The organism is Nocardioides seonyuensis, from assembly GCF_004683965.1.
In the GTDB taxonomy this organism is placed as follows: domain Bacteria; phylum Actinomycetota; class Actinomycetes; order Propionibacteriales; family Nocardioidaceae; genus Nocardioides; species Nocardioides seonyuensis.
Genome location: NZ_CP038436.1, coordinates 260,300 through 279,028, shown reverse-complemented (window position 1 = coordinate 279,028; position 18,729 = coordinate 260,300). Strand labels below are relative to the sequence as shown.

Annotated in this window: 17 protein-coding genes; 12 read left to right on the top strand and 5 right to left on the bottom strand. The window is 70.6% G+C overall.

Going from position 1 to position 18,729, the window contains the following annotated elements; all coding sequences use genetic code 11:
- Positions 1-147: 147 nt before the first annotated feature.
- The 3 genes from EXE58_RS01365 (at position 148) to serA (ending at position 4,116) form a co-directional block, all read left to right on the top strand.
- Positions 148-1,671 (top strand): purine-cytosine permease family protein, encoded by a 1,524-nt coding sequence (locus tag EXE58_RS01365; protein WP_135266223.1) that lies wholly within the window; start codon positions 148-150, stop codon positions 1,669-1,671.
- Positions 1,672-1,719: 48 nt separating this feature from the next.
- Positions 1,720-2,436, top strand: coding sequence for a DsbA family oxidoreductase (locus EXE58_RS01360; protein WP_135266222.1), 717 nt, complete (start codon positions 1,720-1,722; stop codon positions 2,434-2,436).
- Positions 2,437-2,514: 78 nt separating this feature from the next.
- Entirely contained in the window at positions 2,515-4,116 is a 1,602-nt protein-coding gene (serA, locus tag EXE58_RS01355; protein ID WP_244242372.1) for a phosphoglycerate dehydrogenase, read from the top strand.
- Positions 4,117-4,120: 4 nt separating this feature from the next.
- Here serA and yczR read toward each other — a convergent pair whose 3' ends face one another.
- Positions 4,121-5,563, bottom strand: coding sequence for a MocR-like transcription factor YczR (gene yczR / locus EXE58_RS01350; RefSeq protein ID WP_135266220.1), 1,443 nt, complete (start codon positions 5,561-5,563; stop codon positions 4,121-4,123).
- A 61-nt stretch (positions 5,564-5,624) separates the two neighbouring features.
- Between yczR and yczE the strand changes: the two genes are divergently transcribed.
- On the top strand, positions 5,625-6,326 hold the full coding sequence (yczE, locus tag EXE58_RS19365) for a membrane protein YczE (RefSeq protein WP_167288611.1): 702 nt from the start codon (positions 5,625-5,627) through the stop codon (positions 6,324-6,326).
- On the opposite strand, the gene EXE58_RS20245 is transcribed toward yczE, so the two are convergent.
- The 3 genes from EXE58_RS20245 to EXE58_RS01330 form a co-directional block, all read right to left on the bottom strand.
- Positions 6,288-7,640 carry a signal peptidase I gene (locus tag EXE58_RS20245; protein WP_167288609.1) on the bottom strand — a complete coding sequence of 451 codons (1,353 nt, stop codon included), beginning with the start codon at positions 7,638-7,640 and terminating at the stop codon, positions 6,288-6,290. The genes yczE and EXE58_RS20245 overlap by 39 nt on opposite strands.
- Positions 7,640-8,245: a hypothetical protein gene (locus tag EXE58_RS19360; RefSeq protein ID WP_167288607.1), complete on the bottom strand. Its 606-nt coding sequence runs from the start codon at positions 8,243-8,245 to the stop codon at positions 7,640-7,642. The genes EXE58_RS20245 and EXE58_RS19360 overlap by 1 nt, the downstream gene beginning before the upstream one ends.
- Positions 8,246-8,452: 207 nt before the next feature.
- Entirely contained in the window at positions 8,453-9,019 is a 567-nt protein-coding gene (locus tag EXE58_RS01330) for an O-methyltransferase (RefSeq protein WP_135266217.1), read from the bottom strand.
- Between the two features lie 415 nt (positions 9,020-9,434).
- Between EXE58_RS01330 and EXE58_RS19355 the strand changes: the two genes are divergently transcribed.
- Genes EXE58_RS19355 through EXE58_RS01315 form a run of 4 tightly spaced genes read left to right on the top strand, consistent with a single transcriptional unit; the run spans position 9,435 to position 13,297 of the window.
- Positions 9,435-9,572: a hypothetical protein gene (locus tag EXE58_RS19355; protein ID WP_167288605.1), complete on the top strand. Its 138-nt coding sequence runs from the start codon at positions 9,435-9,437 to the stop codon at positions 9,570-9,572.
- A gap of 10 nt (positions 9,573-9,582) precedes the next feature.
- A complete protein-coding gene (locus tag EXE58_RS01325) occupies positions 9,583-10,650 on the top strand; it encodes a 3-isopropylmalate dehydrogenase (RefSeq protein ID WP_135266216.1) in 1,068 nt (355 codons plus the stop codon).
- A 17-nt stretch (positions 10,651-10,667) separates the two neighbouring features.
- The gene (locus tag EXE58_RS01320; RefSeq protein ID WP_135266215.1) at positions 10,668-11,741 is read left to right on the top strand and encodes a branched-chain amino acid aminotransferase; all 1,074 of its coding nucleotides are present in this window, start codon (positions 10,668-10,670) and stop codon (positions 11,739-11,741) included.
- Between the two features lie 35 nt (positions 11,742-11,776).
- Entirely contained in the window at positions 11,777-13,297 is a 1,521-nt protein-coding gene (locus EXE58_RS01315) for a serine/threonine-protein kinase (RefSeq protein ID WP_135266214.1), read from the top strand.
- Between the two features lie 30 nt (positions 13,298-13,327).
- On the opposite strand, the gene EXE58_RS01310 is transcribed toward EXE58_RS01315, so the two are convergent.
- Positions 13,328-14,086, bottom strand: coding sequence for an alpha/beta hydrolase family protein (locus EXE58_RS01310; protein ID WP_135266213.1), 759 nt, complete (start codon positions 14,084-14,086; stop codon positions 13,328-13,330).
- A 54-nt stretch (positions 14,087-14,140) separates the two neighbouring features.
- Between EXE58_RS01310 and EXE58_RS01305 the strand changes: the two genes are divergently transcribed.
- From EXE58_RS01305 to EXE58_RS01290, 4 genes are read left to right on the top strand one after another with little or no spacing between them, the layout of a single operon-like run.
- Positions 14,141-14,515 carry a response regulator transcription factor gene (locus EXE58_RS01305; protein ID WP_135266212.1) on the top strand — a complete coding sequence of 125 codons (375 nt, stop codon included), beginning with the start codon at positions 14,141-14,143 and terminating at the stop codon, positions 14,513-14,515.
- Complete coding sequence (locus EXE58_RS01300; RefSeq protein WP_135266211.1) at positions 14,512-15,573, top strand: HEAT repeat domain-containing protein; 1,062 nt, start codon at positions 14,512-14,514, stop codon at positions 15,571-15,573. Before EXE58_RS01305 ends, EXE58_RS01300 begins: the two co-directional genes overlap by 4 nt.
- Complete coding sequence (locus tag EXE58_RS01295) at positions 15,573-17,033, top strand: glycosyltransferase family 2 protein (RefSeq protein ID WP_244242511.1); 1,461 nt, start codon at positions 15,573-15,575, stop codon at positions 17,031-17,033. The genes EXE58_RS01300 and EXE58_RS01295 overlap by 1 nt, the downstream gene beginning before the upstream one ends.
- Complete coding sequence (locus EXE58_RS01290; protein ID WP_135266210.1) at positions 17,030-18,598, top strand: sensor histidine kinase; 1,569 nt, start codon at positions 17,030-17,032, stop codon at positions 18,596-18,598. The genes EXE58_RS01295 and EXE58_RS01290 overlap by 4 nt, the downstream gene beginning before the upstream one ends.
- The last annotated feature ends 131 nt before the right edge of the window (positions 18,599-18,729 follow it).

Below are 18,729 nucleotides of genomic sequence, written 5' to 3'. Positions count from 1 at the left end.
CATCGGGTGCGGTCCCCGACTCCGCCCCCAGGCGACCCCCGCCCGACCCTGAGCCGAGGGGGTGCCGGCGTCAGGGTGCGAGCCACACCGAGGCGCGGGCACAGGCCCGGATGGCGCCCGGCTGGTTCGTCGGGAAGGATGCTGGGCATGAGCGACACATGGACCAAGGGACCCGACCCCGCCGGCGGCTCGGGGCTGGACCGCACCCGTCGCCTCGGGGTCGAGCAGACCGGCATCGAGATCATCGACGAGGCCGACCGCACGGCAAAGCCGTCGGACCTCTTCTGGCCGTGGTTCGCAGCCAACGTCTCGGTGTTCGGCATCAGCTACGGCTCGTTCGTCCTGGGCTTCGGCATCTCCTTCTGGCAGGCGGCCCTCGTCACGGTGGTCGGCGTGGTGTTCTCGTTCGCCCTCTGCGGCGTGATCGCGATCGCCGGCAAGCGGGGCTCGGCGCCCACGATGGTGCTGAGCAGGGCGGCGTTCGGCGTCAACGGGCAGAAGGTGCCCGGGGTCGTGTCGTGGCTGGTCTCGATCGGCTGGGAGACGTTCCTGGCGATCCTGGCCGTGCTGGCCACGGCCACGATCTTCGACCAGCTGGGATGGGCGGCAGGCACGACGACCAAGGTCGTCGCCACCGTCGTCGTGGCCGCGCTCATCGTCTCGGCGAGCGTGGCGGGCTACCACGTGATCATGAAGATGCAGTCGTGGCTCACCTGGATCACCGGCATCGCCACCCTCGTCTACGTCGCGCTCACCCTGGACGAGGTGCGCTGGTCGCAGATCTCGTCGATCCCCGACGGCAGCGCCCAGCAGATGGTCGGTGCGCTCGTGATGCTGATGACAGGCTTCGGCCTCGGGTGGATCAACATCGCGGCCGACTGGTCGCGCTACCAGAAGAGGTCCTCGCTGGGGGCTGCCATCGTGGGCTGGAACACCTTCGGCGGGGCGATCGCCCCTGTGCTCCTGGTCCTCTTCGGCCTCCTGCTCGCCGGCTCGTCACCCGACCTGTCCGCCGGCATCGTGGACGACCCCATCGGGACGCTCGGCACCCTCCTGCCGACCTGGTTCCTCGTGCCCTTCCTGCTCGCCGCGATCCTCGCGCTCGTCAGTGGTGCCGTGCTCGGCATCTACTCCTCGGGCCTGACGCTGCTCTCGCTGGGCGTGCGCATCCCGCGTCCGGCGGCGGCCTTCGTCGACGGCATGATCCTCACCCTCGGCACGATCTGGGTGGTGTTCTTCGCCGAGGACTTCCTCGGCCCGTTCCAGAGCTTCCTGATCACCCTCGGCGTCCCGCTCGCCGCGTGGGCCGGCATCATGATCGCCGACATCGCCCTGCGCAAGCGTGACTACGACGACGCCGCGCTGTTCGACGCGAGCGGCCGCTACGGCTCCTTCGACTGGGTCTCGATCGGGACCATGGTCGTCGCGTCAGTGCTGGGCTGGGGGCTCGTGGTCAACAACTTCGCAGCGGACGCCGCGTGGAACAACTGGCAGGGCTTCCTGATCTCGCCCTTCGGGCTGGGCACCTACGTCGACGACCCGGCGGGCCCCTACTGGGAGGGCAACTGGGCCTACGCCAACCTCGGCGTGCTGCTCGCCCTGGTGCTCTCGTTCGTCGTCACCCTGCTCGCCCGGCGTGCCAAGGTGCGAGGGCAGGAGACCGGGGCCTGAGACCTGGTTGAGGGAACAACCACCCCGGGGCGCGGCGTTGGGGCCGACATGCTGATCGAGATCTGGTCCGACGTCGTCTGCCCCTGGTGCTACATCGGCAAGCGCCGCCTCGAGCGGGCCCTGGAGAGCTTCGAGCACCGCGAGGCCGTCGAGGTGGTGTGGCGCTCCTACCAGCTCGACCCGGCGGCCCCGACCGAGCCGACGGAGCCGACGAGCGCGATGCTCGCCCGCAAGTACGGCCAGAGCGCCGAGGGCGCCCGTCAGATGCAGGACCGGGTCGAGGCCGTGGCGGCCGAGGAGGGCCTGGTCTACCGGCTCTCCGAGACCCTCCACCTCAACACTGTCGACGCCCACCGCCTGATCCACCTCGGCCACGAGCAAGGTGGGGCCGAGCTGCAGGGCAAGGTCAAGGAGGCCCTGCTCGACGCCTACTTCGTCCGGGCGCGCAATCTCGCCGACCACGCGGTCCTCCGGAAGGTCGGTGTCGAGGCCGGGCTCGATCCCGCCCGGGTCGATGAGGTCCTGGCCGGCTCTGAGTTCAACGACGACGTGTGGGCCGACGCCGAACGTGCGCGCCAGTACGGCGCCACAGGCGTGCCGTTCTTCGTCGTCGACCAGAAGTACGGCGTCTCGGGCGCGCAACCTGTCGAGGTGTTCACGCAGGTGCTCGACCGTGCCTGGTCGGAGTCGCACCCTCACGTCGAGATGGTCGCGGGCTCGGGCGATCACGACGCTGCCTGCGGACCGGACGGGTGCGCGGTCTGAGCGGCACGGCCGTTAGACTGGCGACCGCACAGCGTCGTGCGGTCCATGACCCGACCGATTCCTGACGAGGAAAACGCTGTGACGACATCCACCCAGGCCAAGCCCGTCGTACTCATCGCCGAAGAGCTGAGCCCGGCCACGATCGAGGCCCTCGGCCCCGACTTCGAGATCCGGCACTGCAACGGTGCCGATCGTGCCGAGCTGATCCCTGCGATCGCCGACGTCGACGCGATCCTGGTCCGCTCGGCCACCAAGGTCGACGCCGAGGCGCTCGCCGCCGCGAAGCGGCTCAACGTCGTGGCCCGGGCGGGTGTCGGTCTCGACAACGTCGACGTGAAGGCTGCGACCCAGGCCGGTGTCATGGTCGTCAACGCGCCCACCTCCAACATCGTGAGCGCCGCCGAGCTCGCCGTCGCGCTGATGCTCGCTGCCGCGCGCCACGTCTCCCCGGCCCACGCCGCGCTCCGCAACGGTGAGTGGAAGCGCTCCAAGTACACCGGCATCGAGCTCTACGAGAAGACCGTCGGCATCGTCGGTCTGGGCCGGATCGGCGTGCTCGTCGCGCAGCGGCTCTCCGCCTTCGGCATGAAGGTCATCGCGTTCGACCCCTACGTCCAGGCCGGCCGCGCCGCCCAGATGGGCGTGCGCCTCGTCGATCTCGACACCCTCCTCGCCGAGTCCGACTTCATGAGCGTCCACCTGCCCAAGACGCCCGAGACCGTGGGGCTGATCGGAGCCGAGCAGCTCGCCCGGGCCAAGCAGAGCCTGGTGCTCGTGAACGCCGCCCGCGGCGGCATCGTGGACGAGGCCGCGCTCTACGACGCGCTCAAGACGGGCCAGATCGCTGCGGCCGGGCTCGACGTATTCGCCCAGGAGCCGTGCACCGACAGCCCGCTCTTCGAGCTCGACAACGTCGTGGCCACCCCTCACCTCGGCGCCTCCACCGACGAGGCCCAGGAGAAGGCCGGGGTGGCTGTCGCCAGGTCCGTGCGCCTCGCGCTGTCGGGCGAGCTCGTTCCCGACGCCGTCAACGTCCAGGGCGGGGTCATCGCCGAGGACGTGCGTCCCGGCATCCCGCTCACCGAGAAGCTCGGCCGCGTCTTCACCGCGCTGGCGGGCGAGGTCGCGAGCGCCCTCGACGTCGAGGTGCGCGGCGAGATCACCGAGTACGACGTCAAGGTGCTCGAGCTGGCTGCGCTCAAGGGCGTCTTCTCCGACATCGTCGAGGACCAGGTCTCCTACGTGAACGCGCCGCTGCTCGCGGCCGAGCGCGGCACCGAGGTCCGCCTCGTCACCGAGACCGAGAGCCCCGACCACCGCAACCTGATCACCCTGCGGGGCACGCTCGCCGACGGTTCGCAGGTCTCGGTCAGCGGCACCCTGGTGGGCATCGCCCAGAAGGAGCGGCTCGTCGAGGTCAACGGGTTCGCTGTCGACATCGAGCCGACCGAGCACCTCGCGTTCTTCGCCTACGCCGATCGTCCCGGCATGGTCGGGACCGTCGGCGGGATCCTCGGCGCGGCCTCGGTCAACATCGCCGGCATGCAGGTCTCCCGCGACGAGCAGGGCGGCCAGGCCCTGGTGGCGCTGTCTGTCGACTCGGCCATCCCGGCCGAGACCCTGGCCGAGATCGAGGCTGCCATCGAGGCGTCCTCGGTGCGCGCGGTCGACCTCGACTGACCCCTCAGGCGACGGTGAGTCGCCCGGCTCCTTCGCCGTCGCCGACCCGGCCGCTCCCGACACTGGCCCAGGCGTGGGCGAGCCTGTCGACCGCGACCTCGAGCTCCTCCGCCGGCCTCGTCCACGGGATCCGCACGAAGTGCTCCAGCCCGCCCTCGACGGCGAACACGCGACCTGCCGCGACGACCACACCGCGTCGCTCGGCCTCGACCACCAGCGAGCTGGCCCGAGGCTGCGGCAGCTCGCACCACACGGCGAGGCCTCCGCTGGGTCGGTGGAACCGCCACTCCGGCAGGCGGTCGGCCAGCGCCCCGAGGAGGGCGTCACGCTGGTCGCGCAGCCTGGCGCGGTTGGCTGCCCAGACCTCGTGCCGGTGCTCGATCAGGTGCACGAGCGCGAGCTGGTCGACCAGCGGGGCGCCGAGGTCGAGGCTCATGCGGGCGTGCAAGAGCGTCGGCATCATCTCCTCGGGCGCGCGCAGCCACCCGAGGCGCAGCCCTCCCCAGAACTGCTTGCTGGCGCTGCCGATGGTGACCGCGGAGGGAGCGTGCGCGGCGAAGGGTGCGGGCATGGCCTGTCCGTCGAGGGCCAGCGCCTGGTGCGCCTCGTCGACCACGGGGACCGCGCGGGCACGCCGGAGGGAGGCGGCGTACTCCTCCCGCTGGGACTCGCTCATGACGTGTCCGGTGGGGTTCTGGAAGTCGGGGATCAGGTAGGCCAGTCGAGGCGCCGCCTGTCGGACGATCGCCGCCGTGGCCTCCAGGTCCCAGCCCTCGGGGTCGACCGGTGCGGGCACGAGTCTTGCGCTGCGGTGCGAGAGCGCCTGGGTGGCGTTGGGGTAGACGGGGTCCTCGACGACGACCCGGTCGCCCGGGGCGGTGAGCGCCTGGGCGACGATCGCCGCGCCGCCGAGCGCCCCGGCAGTGACCATGACCTGCTCGGGGGCGGTCGGCAGCCCGCGCTCGTCGTACAGCCCGGCAATGGCCTCTTGGAGCCGGGGGAGCCCGGCCGGGTAGTAGCCGTGGCTGGAGAGGTAGGCCGGCAGCTCGGTGACTGCTGCCTCGAACGCGGCGCCCACACCGCTCGGGGCGCTGGGGGCCGCGCAGTTGAGGTCGATGACGTCGTCGTCCTGCGTCCACGGTGCGAAGACCCGGTCCAGGACCGTCTGCGGCCTCAGTGGAAGGCGGGTGACCGTGCCCGACCCGCGGCGCGACTCGGCGTAGTCGCGCTCGCGAAGCTCGGCGTAGGCGCGCGTCACGGTCGTGCGGCTCACGGCGAGAGCCGTCGTCAGCTCGCGCTCGCTGGGCAGCCGCGTCGCAGCCGGGATGCGGCCCTCGCCCACGAGGAGCCGCAGCCGTTCGGCGAGCTCGAGGTAGAGAGGTCGTTCCGCGGCAGTCAGGGGACCCACCAGTGTGGCCACCCTGGCAGCGGTGATGGTGCGACTCATGCAGTCCACTCTCCCACGATTGGCTATCGGCGAGAAGGCCAATTCCGTGGAGGATGGGAGCATGAGCTCCACGGTCCACGCCCCTCGAGGTGTCCTCGCCGACCTCGGTCCGATCCAGCAGCTGCGAGCCGGCAGCCTCGGACGGAGGATTCCCCAGCTCCTCGTGGGCCTGGTGCTGTACGGCGTCTCGTTGGGGCTGATGGTCCGTGGAGCCCTGGGGCTCGCGCCGTGGGACGTCCTCCACTCAGGGTTCATCCGACACGTGCCGATGACCTTGGGTCAAGCGGTCATCCTGTTCAGCTTCGTCGTGCTGCTCCTGTGGATTCCGCTGCGCGAGAAACCCGGCATCGGCACTGTCGCCAACGCCTTCCTGGTCGGGCTATCCGCCGACGTGACGCTGGCGTTGCTCGGCGAGCCGGGCGCGTGGTCCGCGCGCATCGCCCTGATGGTCGGCGGCGTGGTGCTCAACGGGCTCGCCACCGCGCTCTACATCGGCTCCCAGCTCGGACGCGGGCCGCGTGACGGCCTGATGACGGGTCTCGCCCGTCGCACCGGACTGTCGCTGCGCCTGGTGCGCACGGTGCTCGAGGTCAGCGTCGTCGTGATCGGCCTGCTCCTGGGCGGCGTGCTGGGAGTCGGCACCGTCCTCTACGCGTTGGCGATCGGGCCGCTCGCCCAGGTGATGCTCCCGTGGGTCGTCGTCCAGCTGCCGGTGCGTGCAGGATCAGCGGGCAACCCAGTGGGCCGCGACCCGGCTGGGTGACAGCACCGAGTGGAACACCGACACGTTGTCGATCTCGCCGGGGAAGGACGACGTGTGGTTCGTCCCGGGGCCGACGGTGCCCTGGCCGAGCCTCCAGAAGCCGAAGTAGGTGGACACGGGCGAGGTCGGGCCGCTGGTGACGGGTGACCCGTCGACGTAGATCGTCGAGAGCCGGCCCGAGGTGGTGGTCACGACCACGTGGTGCCAGCGGCCGTCGTTGTAGGCCGCTGGGGTGGTGATGGAGGTCTTGTAGCTGTCCCAGGCGCCGAAGGTGAGTCGCCCGGACGGCTCGAGCTGGAGGATGCGGTCGGCGGTGGCCTTCCAGCCGGAGCCGTCGCGGTCGTTCTCGAATCCGGCGACGTAGCCACCGGAGGCCGACGTCGAGCGGAACCACAGCTCGAGCGAGTAGGCCGCCGGAGCCGGCGTCGGGTTGTTGCCGAGGACGGCTCGCCCCCCGCTGAGGCGCATGGCGGTGCCCGGGTTGTTGGGGAGGGCGCCGGGCTGCCCGAGCGTGAGGGAGTCGTAGAACTGCGCGGTATGGTCGTTGCCGGAGCGGTCCAGGCCGTAGGCCGATCCAGCCGGCTCGTCGAGGAGCCAGAACCCGAACGGCCGGTCCGCCGACACAGCCGCCACGTAGGGATGCATCCACGTGCCTGCCGTCCACTTGCTGGAGCCGTTGGCGGTGGTGTCGGTGAAGCCGGCACCGGCGGTTCCCGCGGTGGAGGTGGTGGCCACCGCGAGGGCCACTGCCGCGGCCGCGCCGGAGCGACGACCTCTGCCGGTGGGGCGACTCCCGTCGCAGGTGCGCGTGGCCAGGGTGAAGGCAGCACAGGTGAACATCAGGAAGAGCGCCAGCCGGCTCCACTGGCCGGTGTGCACCCAGTGCACGGGCAGCCCGACGTAGGGAGCCAGCAGGATGCCCTGGGCACGGATGCTCGACGGCTCCAGCGGCGTGCTGTCGGTGACCTCGTTGGCGTCACCCGCTGTGGTGAAACCACCGTCGTCACGGCGCTCGACGACGCGGTGGACGAGCAGCCGGTCGGCACGGGCGGGGTCGGCGAAGACGTAGACCCTGCCGACGTGCACGCGGTGCTCTGCTTCGACTGGCTTGGCGACCACGACGTCACCGACCGCGATCGACGGCTCCATCGACCCCGACTCGATCACGAACGAGCTCCAGCTGAGGAGCAGGGGCGCCGCCGCGACCGCTGCCAGCACCAGCAGTCCAGCGCGGTAGGCACGCGCGAGCACCACGAGGAGCAGCCGCGCCCAGGCGAGGGGCCCGGCTGCTGCCAGACGACGTGGTGTGCGCACTAGTTGCTCTGCATCTCCCACTGCACGTCGATGCCCGTGCTCTTCCCCTGCAGCTGGTCGACGGCGGCCTGGGAGAGACCGGTGGTGTCGAACTTCCAGCTGATCTGGTAGGTCTTGCTCGAGACGCCGGCGGGGACCGACCATCCGCCGATGCCGGCCTCGTAGCGGTTGGCCATGGCGAGGTTGAACAGCGGGGCATCCGAGACCAGCGTGTTCTCGGCCTGGAAGCCGGTGCAGTCGGCGAAGGAGCCGCCGGTGCCGTCCTTGATGGTGATCTTGACGTACTTCTCCAGGTCGGAGTTCGAGAGCACGGGGTTCACCGTGTAGCCCTTGACCGTGCTCGCCACGCTGGCGTTCGCGGTGACCTTGATGCACTTGCTGTCGTTGTCGCCGGGCAGCATGTTGCCGACCTGGAAGCGCGCCGAGCCCGCGTCGTCGTCGGTCAGGCTGACCGAGCCGGTGGACCACTGGTTGCCGGAGTTCCGGGTCTGTCCGCTGAATGCGGCGTACGACGCCTGGTAGATCATCGCGCCGGCTGCCACGAGGGCGAGGGGGGTGGCGGCGGCGGTCAGGATCTTCTGGGCACGCCGAGAGGGCATCTGCATGACGGGTTCCTTGTCTGGGCACGCCGCGCTGAGGTCTGAGAGCGATGGAGCCCGGGAGGGACGCTTACGTCACCGTGGGTGACGAGCGATCGAGTGAGGTGACTCACACGCTAGGCGGCGATCAGGGTCCACGTCTCAATGTTGCGGAAAATTGACCACCAAAGTCTTGACAAGCCAGGACAGAGGTCCTACGTGAGCGAGAGCCGCCTAGCGGCGCGTGGCGATCAACGCCGCCGCATCGGGGGCGATCATCACCTCGACGGCCGTGAAGCGGTCGTCGGTGAGCCACTGCTCGCGCAGGGTGTCGACGCGTCCGTAGGAGACCGGCGGCCACATCTCGCACGGGGTGAAGTCGTCGAGGACGACGATCCCGCCGGGCTCGAGCAGGTCGACCAGCGAGTCGACGCCGACGGACTCGGGGTCGCCGGAGTCGAGGAAGATCAGCGAGTAGGGGCCGCGCTGGTGGAGGGTCGACCAGTCGGCCGCGAGCACCTCGACCCTGTCGTCGTCCTCGAAGATCTCGGCAGCCGCCGTCGCGAGGCGTGGGTTGAGCTCGGCGGTGATGATGCGCGCACCGTCGCGGGCACCGCTGCGCAGCCACGCCGTGCCCACGCCGCATCCGGTGCCGAACTCCGCCATGGTCCCGCCTCGAGTCGCGGCGAGCGTGGACAGGAGTCGTCCGGTCTCGTTCCGACAGAAGGCGACATAGCCGGCCTCGCGGCACACGGCGAACGCGCGGGAGACGATCTCGGGGAGCTCGGGAGGTGCAGACATGAGGCTCCGGAGTCTGTCACGGCACGCTCGCGGTCTCGCCACCCGGGCACCCGTCTCAGGATCTGACACGTTCTGCGAACTGCGTGGCGGCGGGTGGGCGGGGCGTCGTACAGTCCTCGCACCATGCGGAGCGTCTTCGTACTTATCGTTCGCCGCGGCGGGGCCTGACAGAAGGGCCACCTCGTCGCGGTGTTCGGCGTTGACGAGGATCTCCGCCCCAGGCCCTTCAGAACCTTTCCTGGTTCGAAGCCACCGCCTCCGCGGCGGGTCCTGCCGATTAGGCGCGAGACCCGCACCTCCGCAGGCCGGTGTCCGGGCACGACGGGCGATCCCCGCCACCTCCCGACCCTTCACCCGCCGTGGTGTCGGTGTCTTCGAGCCGCACGACAGAGCCGAAGACCGAGGAGTGAGAGCGATGTACGACATGTATCCCGACTGGGGCCCCGCAGCGCACAGCCCCGACAACCCACGCAGCGTCGAGAACGTCAACCAGGCCCTGCAGACCGCGCTTGACCTGCGAGACAACGGCGCCCAGCGACCTGACGACAACTAGGTTCTCCGCCATGCCAGACACCCCGCAGACCCCATCCTCCGGCACCCCGACACTCGCCGTCATCCCCGGCGACGGCATCGGGCCGGAGGTCACCGCCGAGGCACTCAAGGTGCTCGAGGTGGCCGCGCCGACCAAGTTCGAGGCCACCCGCTACGACCTCGGCGCCGAGCGCTACCTCGCGACCGGCGAGGTGCTCCCAGACTCCGTGCTCGCCGAGATCCGCGAGCACGACGCCATCCTGCTGGGTGCCGTGGGCGGCAAGCCCAACGACCCGAACCTTCCGCCGGGCATCCTCGAGCGCGGGCTGCTCCTGAGGCTCCGCTTCGAGCTTGACCACTACGTCAACCTGCGGCCCTCACGGCTGTTCCCCGGGTCGGAGTCGCCCCTTGCCGCACCCGGTGAGGTCGACTTCGTCGTCGTACGCGAAGGCACAGAGGGCCCCTACACCGGCAACGGTGGAGCCCTGCGCGTCGGCACGCCGGCCGAGGTAGCCACCGAGGTCTCGGTCAACACCGCCTACGGCGTCGAGCGTGTCGTCCGCGACGCCTTCGCCCGCGCCGAGCGCCGCCCGCGCAAGCAGCTGACCCTGGTCCACAAGACCAACGTCCTGGTCAACGCGGGCTCGCTGTGGTGGCGCATCTTCGAGTCCGTGGCGGCCGAGCACCCCGACGTGACCACCGACTACATGCACATCGACGCCGCGATGATCCACATGACGGTCAACCCGTCCCGCTTCGACGTGATCGTGACCGACAACCTCTTCGGCGACATCATCACCGACCTCGCCGCCGCCATCACCGGTGGCATCGGTCTCGCGGCCAGCGGCAACGTCAACCCCGACCGCACCGCCCCCTCGATGTTCGAGCCCGTGCACGGTTCGGCCCCCGACATCGCGGGGCAGCAGAAGGCCGACCCCACCGCCGCGATCCTCTCGACCGCCCTGCTCCTGGACCACCTCGGTCACGGTGACGCCGCGGCTCGGGTGGAGGAGGCCGTGCTCGCCGACCTCGCGGCGCGGGCGCCCGGCACCACGCGTTCCACCTCCGAGGTCGGGGACGCGATCGCCGCCCGTCTCTGAAGCGTTAGGTTGCCTGTATGCAGATCAGCACCACCGCCAACCCCGCCCCGGTCGACGACGCCCGGTTGGTCGAGATCCTCGCCAACCCCGGCTTCGGCACCCACTTCACCGACCACATGCTCACGGTGGAGTGGACTCCCGAGAAGGGATGGTACGACGCCCGCATCACCCCCTACGGCCCCCTCACCCTCGACCCCGCGACCGCGGTGCTGCACTACGCGCAGGAGACCTTCGAGGGGATGAAGGCCTACCGCCACGACGACGGGTCGATCTGGACCTTCCGGCCCGAGCAGAACGCCGCGCGCATGGTCCGCTCGAGCCACCGGCTGGCGTTCCCGGAGCTGCCGGTCGACGACTTCGTCTCCTGCGTCGACGCGCTCGTCGAGGTCGACCAGCGGTGGGTGCCCGACAGCGAGGGGGAGAAGTCCCTCTACCTGCGCCCCTTCATGTTCGCCTCCGAGAAGTTCCTCGGTGTGCGGCCCGCGCAGCACGTCACCTTCATGGTGATCGCATCCCCGGCCGGCGCCTACTTCAAGGGCGGTGTCAGGCCGGTGACGCTGTGGCTCTCCGAGCAGTTCACCCGCGCCGGTCGCGGCGGCATGGGTGCGGCCAAGACCGGCGGCAACTACGCCTCCTCGCTGGCCGCCCAGCGCGAGGCCATCGAGCAGGGGTGCGACCAGGTCGTCTTCCTCGACGACCAGGAGTTCCGCTACGTCGAGGAGCTGGGCGGCATGAACATGTTCTACGTCCACGCCGACGGTCACATCGTCACACCCGAGACCGGCACGATCCTCGAGGGCATCACCCGCGCCTCCATCATCGAGCTGGCCGGCAAGCTCGGTCACCGCGTCGAGGAGCGGAAGTTCTCGATCGACGAGTGGCGCGAGGGCATCGCCAGCGGTGACATCATCGAGATCTTCGCGTGCGGGACCGCCGCCGTCGTCACGCCTGTCGGCGAGCTCAAGTCACCCCACGGCGACGTGCCGGCCCCGGCGAGCACCGACCTGACGATGCGGCTGCGCGATGCGCTGGTCGGCATGCAGTTCGGCCGCGCGGAGGACTCCTTCGGCTGGATGCACCGCGTCTGCTGACGCTTTCCGGCGATCCCCGCGGCTAGTCTCGTCGCGTGACGACCTCACCCCACGCGCCACCCCCGGGGCTCACCGTGGGCGGCTACGCCCTGCGCGCCCGACTGGGCGAGGGCGGCATGGGTGTCGTCCACCTCGGGCAACGGCCGGGGGAGCGGCCGGTGGCGATCAAGGTGCTGCGGCCCCACATCGTGGGCGACGAGGAGGCGCGGCGTCGCCTCGAGCGCGAGGTCGGCTCGCTGAGCCGGGTCCGCAGCCGGCGGATCGCCGAGATCGTCGACTCCGACCCGTGGGGAGACATCCCGTTCGTCGCCACGCGCTACGTCCCGGGACTCTCGCTGCAGGAGCACGTGCGCGAGGAGGGGCCGCTGGCCGGTGACGACCTGCTCTGGTTCGCCGACTGCCTGGCCGAGGCGCTCCAGGCCGTCCACTCCGTCGGCGTCGTCCATCGTGACGTCAAGCCGTCCAACGTCATCATGGAGGGTCGCAGCCCGGTCCTCATCGACTTCGGGCTCGCGCGGGTCGCCGACGACGCGCGGATCACCATGACCGGCTGGCTGCTGGGCACGCCGGGCTTCCTGGCACCGGAGATCCTCCTCGGAGAGGACGCGACCACGGCGTCCGACGTGCACTCGTGGGCGGCGACCGTGGCCTTCGCCGCCACCGGACACGCTCCCTTCGGCCGCGGCCCGTCGGCGGCGGTGATGGACCGCGTCCGTCGCGGCCAGCACGACCTGACCGGCGTCGACCGACGAGTCAGGGCACTCCTCGAGGACGCGCTGGCTCCCGACCCGGCGGTCCGCCCCTCCCTCGACGAGGTGCGCGACCGCCTGGCCGACCCCCACGCCGTGCCCACCACGTCGACGCTGCCCATCTCGGCGGCGCCCTTCTGGGAGCCGACGGACCCACCCACCCGCCCCGCGACGTCATACGTCGACGGACCCATGGATGCCTCGATGTATGACGCCCCGGTCGCCGCAGGCGCGGCGGAGCGGCTGCGCCGGGCGCTGCTCGTCCTGGCTGGCCTCGGCGTGGTCGCCGGCGGCGTGGCGCTGGCTCCCTACGTCACCGTGGCCGTGGCGTTCGTCGTCGTGTGGCTGTTGCGCAGCGGCTCCTTGTCGGCGACCTCGGCCAGCATGCGGCGGCAGCGCCGGGGCGCCCGCTGGTACGACGTCCCGCAGACCTTGCTCGCCAGTCCCTGGCACCTGGTGGCGGGCCTGGTGGGATCCCTCGTCCTGCTGCTCTGGAGCTTGGGCATCGGGCTGGCCGCGGCGCTGCTGTGCTTCGCCTTCTCCGTGTCGATGACCACCTCTCTCGGGATCATCGGCGCGGCGTTCGGACTCTCCTTGTGGTGGGGGCCAGGCAGCGGCCGTCTTCGCTGGCCGGTGCACCTGGTGGTCGACCCCATCGCGCGCCGCGGCGTTCCGTGGCTCCTGACGACGCTGCTCGTCGCGGCGCTGGGCAGCGGCCTGGGAGCTGCTGCCTCGGCCACGGGCACCAGCTGGTTGCCCGACGACTCCGCGCCGTTCGCCGGCGTCCAGCTGCCGAGCTGGTTGTGACCGAGGAGGTCATCGCGGGGATCCGCCGCGTCAGTCGACGAGGTACTGGTCCGCCCAGGCGCTGATGATCCGAGCGGCTCGCTGCGCCTGCCCCCGGGCCGTGAGGAGGTGGTCGGAGCCCTCGAGCGAGATGAAGTTGCGCGGGTGCCGGGCGGCCCTGAAGATCTCGCTGGCGTTGGAGATGCCCACGGTGTTGTCGGTGGGGGAGTGCATGACCAGGAGGGGGCGACGCAGTCCGACGATGGCGTCGTGGAGCTCGGCGCGACGGACATCCTCGACGAAGGCTCGCTTCATGGTCAGCACCTTGTCGCCGAAGGCCACAGGAGCATGTCCCTCCTCGAGGACGCGCCCGACCACTGCGTCGTACAGGTGCTCGACGTGCGAGGGGTCGTAGGGCGCCCCGACCGTGGCGATCGCACGTGCCTGGGGGATGCCGCGTGCGGCCGCGATCACCGCGGCACCTCCGAAAGAATGGCCGACCAGCAGCTCGACGGGCCGGCCGGTCGACTCCAGGAAGCGCGCCGCCTCGATCGTGTCGGCCACCTTGTGGGAGAAGGAGCCGTCTCCCCAGTCACCCTCGGAGTCGCCGAGGCCGAGGTTGTCGAAGCGGAGCATTCCCACGCCCTCTGCTGCGAGCTCCTTGCAGATCCTCGACGCTGCGGGACTGTCCTTGCCCAGGGTGAAGCCGTGGGAGAACACCCCCCAGCCGCGCACGTCGCCTCTGGGAACGTCCAGCAGACCCGCCAGCGCCTCGCCGGAGACGCTGGGAAAGGTCACGGGATCGGCCATGACACACATCTTCCCCGACCCGGGATCCGGGGTCGCTGTGGATACGGTGTCTCCATGGCGAAGATCGTGGTGGCAGATGACGACGCTGACATCCGAACCATGGTGGGCTACCGACTGCAGAGGGCAGGTCACGAGGTGATCCCCGTGGCGGACGGGGCGGCGGCCCTCGACGCGTGCCGTGAGCACGCGCCCGACCTGGCCGTGCTCGACCTGATGATGCCGGGGCTGGGCGGCCTCGACGCCGCACGCCAGATCCGCGCCGACTCGACGCTGCGGGACGTCCGCATCCTCATGCTGACCGCGCGCGCGCAGGAGTCCGACATCGAGCAGGGCTTCGCAGCCGGCGCCGACGACTACCTCACCAAGCCCTTCAGCCCGCGCGAGCTGTCCACCAGGGTCGCCGCGCTCCTCGGTCGCGGCCGCGCGTGAGCCTGGAGATCCTCGACATCGCCCGCGATGTCCTGCTCGGCACGATCGTTGCCTCGGCGGTCCTGGGCGTCGGTCTCCTCCTGATGCGTGGCAGCCGGGGGTGGCGTGACCGCCGCACCGAGTCACGTCGCGACGGAGCGCGCCAGGTGCTGATGTCGCTGATGATGGGTGAGCCCGACGAGGTGGAGACGGCCCGGGCGACCATCTCCTCAGCGACCCGGCGCGAGCGCGCCGACCTGCGGGCCGAGGCCTTCCAGCTGCTGACCAAGGTGCGTGGAGAGGCGGCCGACGAGCTCCGCAGGATGTTGCTCGCGGACACTGCCTCCGAGGACGCGCTCGCACTGACCAGGTCACGATCGGCCGTGCGCCGCTGCCGGGGGATCCACCGGCTCGGACTGCTGCGACGGGCCGAGGACCTGCCGGTCATGGTGCGCCTGCTCGACGACAAGGTCTTCGACGTCCGGCGGATGGCGGTGCGGGCCCTCGGATCGCTCGGGCACGCCGACGCGGCCAGCCCTCTGGTGCGGCGCGCCGGGCAGGCCCGGCTGCGCCGTGACCTGCTCGTCGCCCTGAGCCGGCTCGGAACCCCGGCTGCGCCCGCCCTGAGGCATGAGCTCCAGAACGGACTCACCCGCTCCAGCGGCCCCGGGCGAGCCGCAGAGCTGTCCGCCCATGCGCTGGGCCTGCTGGGGGACGTCGAGTCGGTCGGGTTGCTGGTGACCGGGCTCCGCTCGGGTGAGGTTCGGCTGATGGTGCGGTGCGCGAACGCGCTCGGCGACATCGGTGCGCCCGGGTCCGTGGCGGACCTCGCGGCACTGCTGGGCCACGAGGATCGCGAGGCACGCACGGCCGCGGCGACCGCGCTCGGCCGCATCGGCGCACCGGAGGCCGTCCCGGCCCTGGCCGCGACCTTCGACGACGGCGACCGCGTCCTCAACCGCGCCGTGGCCACCGCACTGCTGCGCATCGGGGACGCGGGACGCCAGGCACTGGCCTCGTGCCCGTCGCCGTACGCCCGGGAGGCTCTCGCAGTCTCCGAGGTCAGGGGGATCGCGTGATGGACGTGGTCGCGATCTTCTCCGAGCTCATGTGGTGGCTCGGCATGTTCTTCGTCGCCTACTCGGTGGCCATCAACACCAGCTTCGTCGGGCTGACGCTGTTGGCCCTCGGTGACCTGAGGTCCTACCGCCGCCGGTTGGGCTTCGCCGCCTACGACGAGACCTTCGGCGAGCCACTGGCGCGCGGGGTGTCCATCCTGATGCCCGCCTACAACGAGTCGGCCACCATCATCGACTCGGTGCAGGCGATGCTGTCGCTGCGCTACCCCGACTTCGAGGTCGTCGTCGTCGACGACGGGTCCAAGGACGACACCGCGGCCAAGGTCATCGAGGCGTTCGACATGGTCGAGGTCCCCCTCGTGGTGAGCCGGCGCATCGCGTTGGAGGGTGAGGTGCGAAGCGCCTGGCTCAGCCGTCGCGGCAGCTCCAACCTCCTGCTGATCCGCAAGGACAACGGCGGCAAGGCCGACTCGCTCAACGCCGGCATCAACGCGGCCCGCAAGGAGCTCGTGTGCATGGTCGACGCGGACTCCCTGCTCGATCCCGACTCGCTCCTCCACGTGTGCCGGCCGTTCGCCGACGACCCTGACCGTGTGGTCGCGGCCGGGGGAGTCATCCGGATCGCCAACGGCTCCTCGGTGCGGCACGGCCGCGTCGTCGACGTGCGCATGCCTCGCACCTGGTTGCCGCGGGTCCAGGTCGTGGAGTACCTGCGGGCCTTCCTGGTCGGCCGTGCGGGCTGGTCGGCGATCAGGGGCCTGCTCATCATCTCCGGCGCGTTCGGCGTCTTTCGGCGCGACGTCCTGCTCGCGGTGGACGGACTCTCCACCGACACCATCGGCGAGGACGCTGAGCTCGTGGTCCGCATCCACCGCTGGATCGGCGACAACGACGCCGACGCCCGCGTCGTGTGCATCTCCGAGCCCGTCGCGTGGACGGAGGCGCCCGAGGACCGCGCGGTCCTGCGCAAGCAACGACGTCGCTGGCACCGCGGCCTGACCGAGATCTTCCTGCGGCACAAGGACATGATGTTCCGCCCGCGCTACGGCGTGATCGGCATGGTCACCCTGCCCTGGTTCCTCGTCTTCGAGCTGCTCGCGCCCGTGGTCGAGGTCTTCGGTTTCGTCTACTTCGTGGTCGTGGTGGTGATCCTGGGCCTGGAGGAGGTGGGCGTCGTCCGCACCGACCTCGTCGATCCCACGGTCCTGGTCCTCCTCCTCGCGACGTCGGTCGTCTATGCCGTGCTCGTCACGTTCGCCTCGCTGATCGCCGAGGAGACCTCCTACCGCCGCTATCGTGGTGTTCCCGACCTCTTGGTGGCCATGTGGGCCGCCATCGAGGAGAACTTCGGCTATCGCCAGCTCAACGCCTTCTGGAGGCTGGGCGGCCTGGTCGAAGGGGTGCGGGGAACGCGTCACGACTGGGGCGAGATGCAACGGAAGGGGTTCGGCGAGGCATGAGCGAACCCACGACCGTCCGGCGCCGGCTCACCCCGATCCTCGTCCTCGCGACCATCCTCCTCGTGGTGACCGGGTCGGTCGGGACGCTGAGCGCGGTGCTGTCCTACCGGAACATCGTGCGGCTCACCGACGAGATCCGTCCGGCGTCCGAGTCGAACGCGGCGATCCTGCAGGACCTCACCGACGCCGAGACCGGCGTCCGCGCCTGGGGGATCAGCGGCGAGCGCTCGGGTCTCGATCCCTATGTCAAGGGCCTGGCCCGGCTGCCCAGGGACCAGGAGACGCTGCGGTCCTACGCCGCTGGCGACCCTGAGCTCAAGGCGCTGGTCGCCCGGCAGGAGCAGGCCGCCGACGCCTGGCTGCAGGACTACGCCACGGTCCGGGTGGAGAGAGCCGGGGGGCCGGGCACCTACGACCCGCAGCTCTTCGTCGTGGGCAAGAACCGCTTCGACACGATGCGCTCGATCAACGCGCAGGTCGCGGAGGTCCTCGGCGAGGAGGTGGCCGAGACCCGCAGGACGGCCGTCCTGCGCGCCCGTCGTACGGCCATCGGCCTCGGGTTCCTCGCGCTGCTCGGGGTCGGCGTGGCGTTCTTCGCCGTGAGACGTCTCCTGCGCGACATCCGCGACCCCCTCGAGCACCTCGAGAGCGTCGTACGACGCCAGGCAAAGGGCGATCGTGAGGTGCGCGCCAGGCTCGAGGGTCCGCGTGAGATGCGGGCGGTGGCCCGCGCGCTCAACGACCTCGCGGACGAGAACGACAGGTCGCGGGCCTCGGAGGAGAAGGTCGCCGCGGAGATCCGCGCTCTCGACACCGCCCGTGGTGACTTCGTCTCCAATGTCTCCCACGAGCTCAGGACCCCGCTGACGACCATCGCCGGCTACGTCGAGATGGTCGAGGACGAGTTCGAGGGGCGGCTCTCCGAGGAGCACCAGCAGATGCTGGAGGCCACGCAGCGCAACGTCACCAGACTGCGCATGCTCATCGAGGACCTCCTCACGCTGTCCCACGTGGAGAACCCCTCCACGGACCTGCAGCAGATCGACCTGTGCCAGCTCCTGCGCGACACCGTGGACGACCTGCGCCTCAACGCCAGTCGCCAGGGCGTCGGCCTCGTGCTCCGTTGCGAAGGTGACCCCGTCGCCGTGCTGGCTGACCCCGGGCAGCTTCAACGCGTCTTCGTCAACCTCGTGTCCAACGCACTGAAGTTCAGCGACGAGGGGAGCAGCGTCGACGTCGTGCTGGAGCGTCACTCCTACGAGGTCGAGGTGCGCGTCGTCGACCGCGGCATCGGGATCCCGGCCGAGGACCTGGTCCATGTCGGCTCGCGGTTCTTCAGGGCCAGGAACGCCGTGGTCGGCCAGGTTCCGGGGACCGGTCTGGGGCTGAGGATCGTGCAGACGATCGTGAGCAACCACGGCGGGACCCTTCGGCTCGACTCGGTCGAGGGCGAGGGCACCACGGTCACGGTGACGCTGCCGCGCCAGGCCTCGACATTCGCGGAGCAGGCCCTCGACGACCAAGAGCTCGACGACCAGGACCTCGCGGACTCCTCGCCCGGATGACGAGACCACTGCGCCGCACGCTCCACGCGTGGCAGAGTGGGCGCGTGCCCACCACGAACATCCCCACCACGATCATCATTGCCTAGCGCGACGGGACCTCCCGCCGCGCCGACCTCCTGCACCCCAGGAGG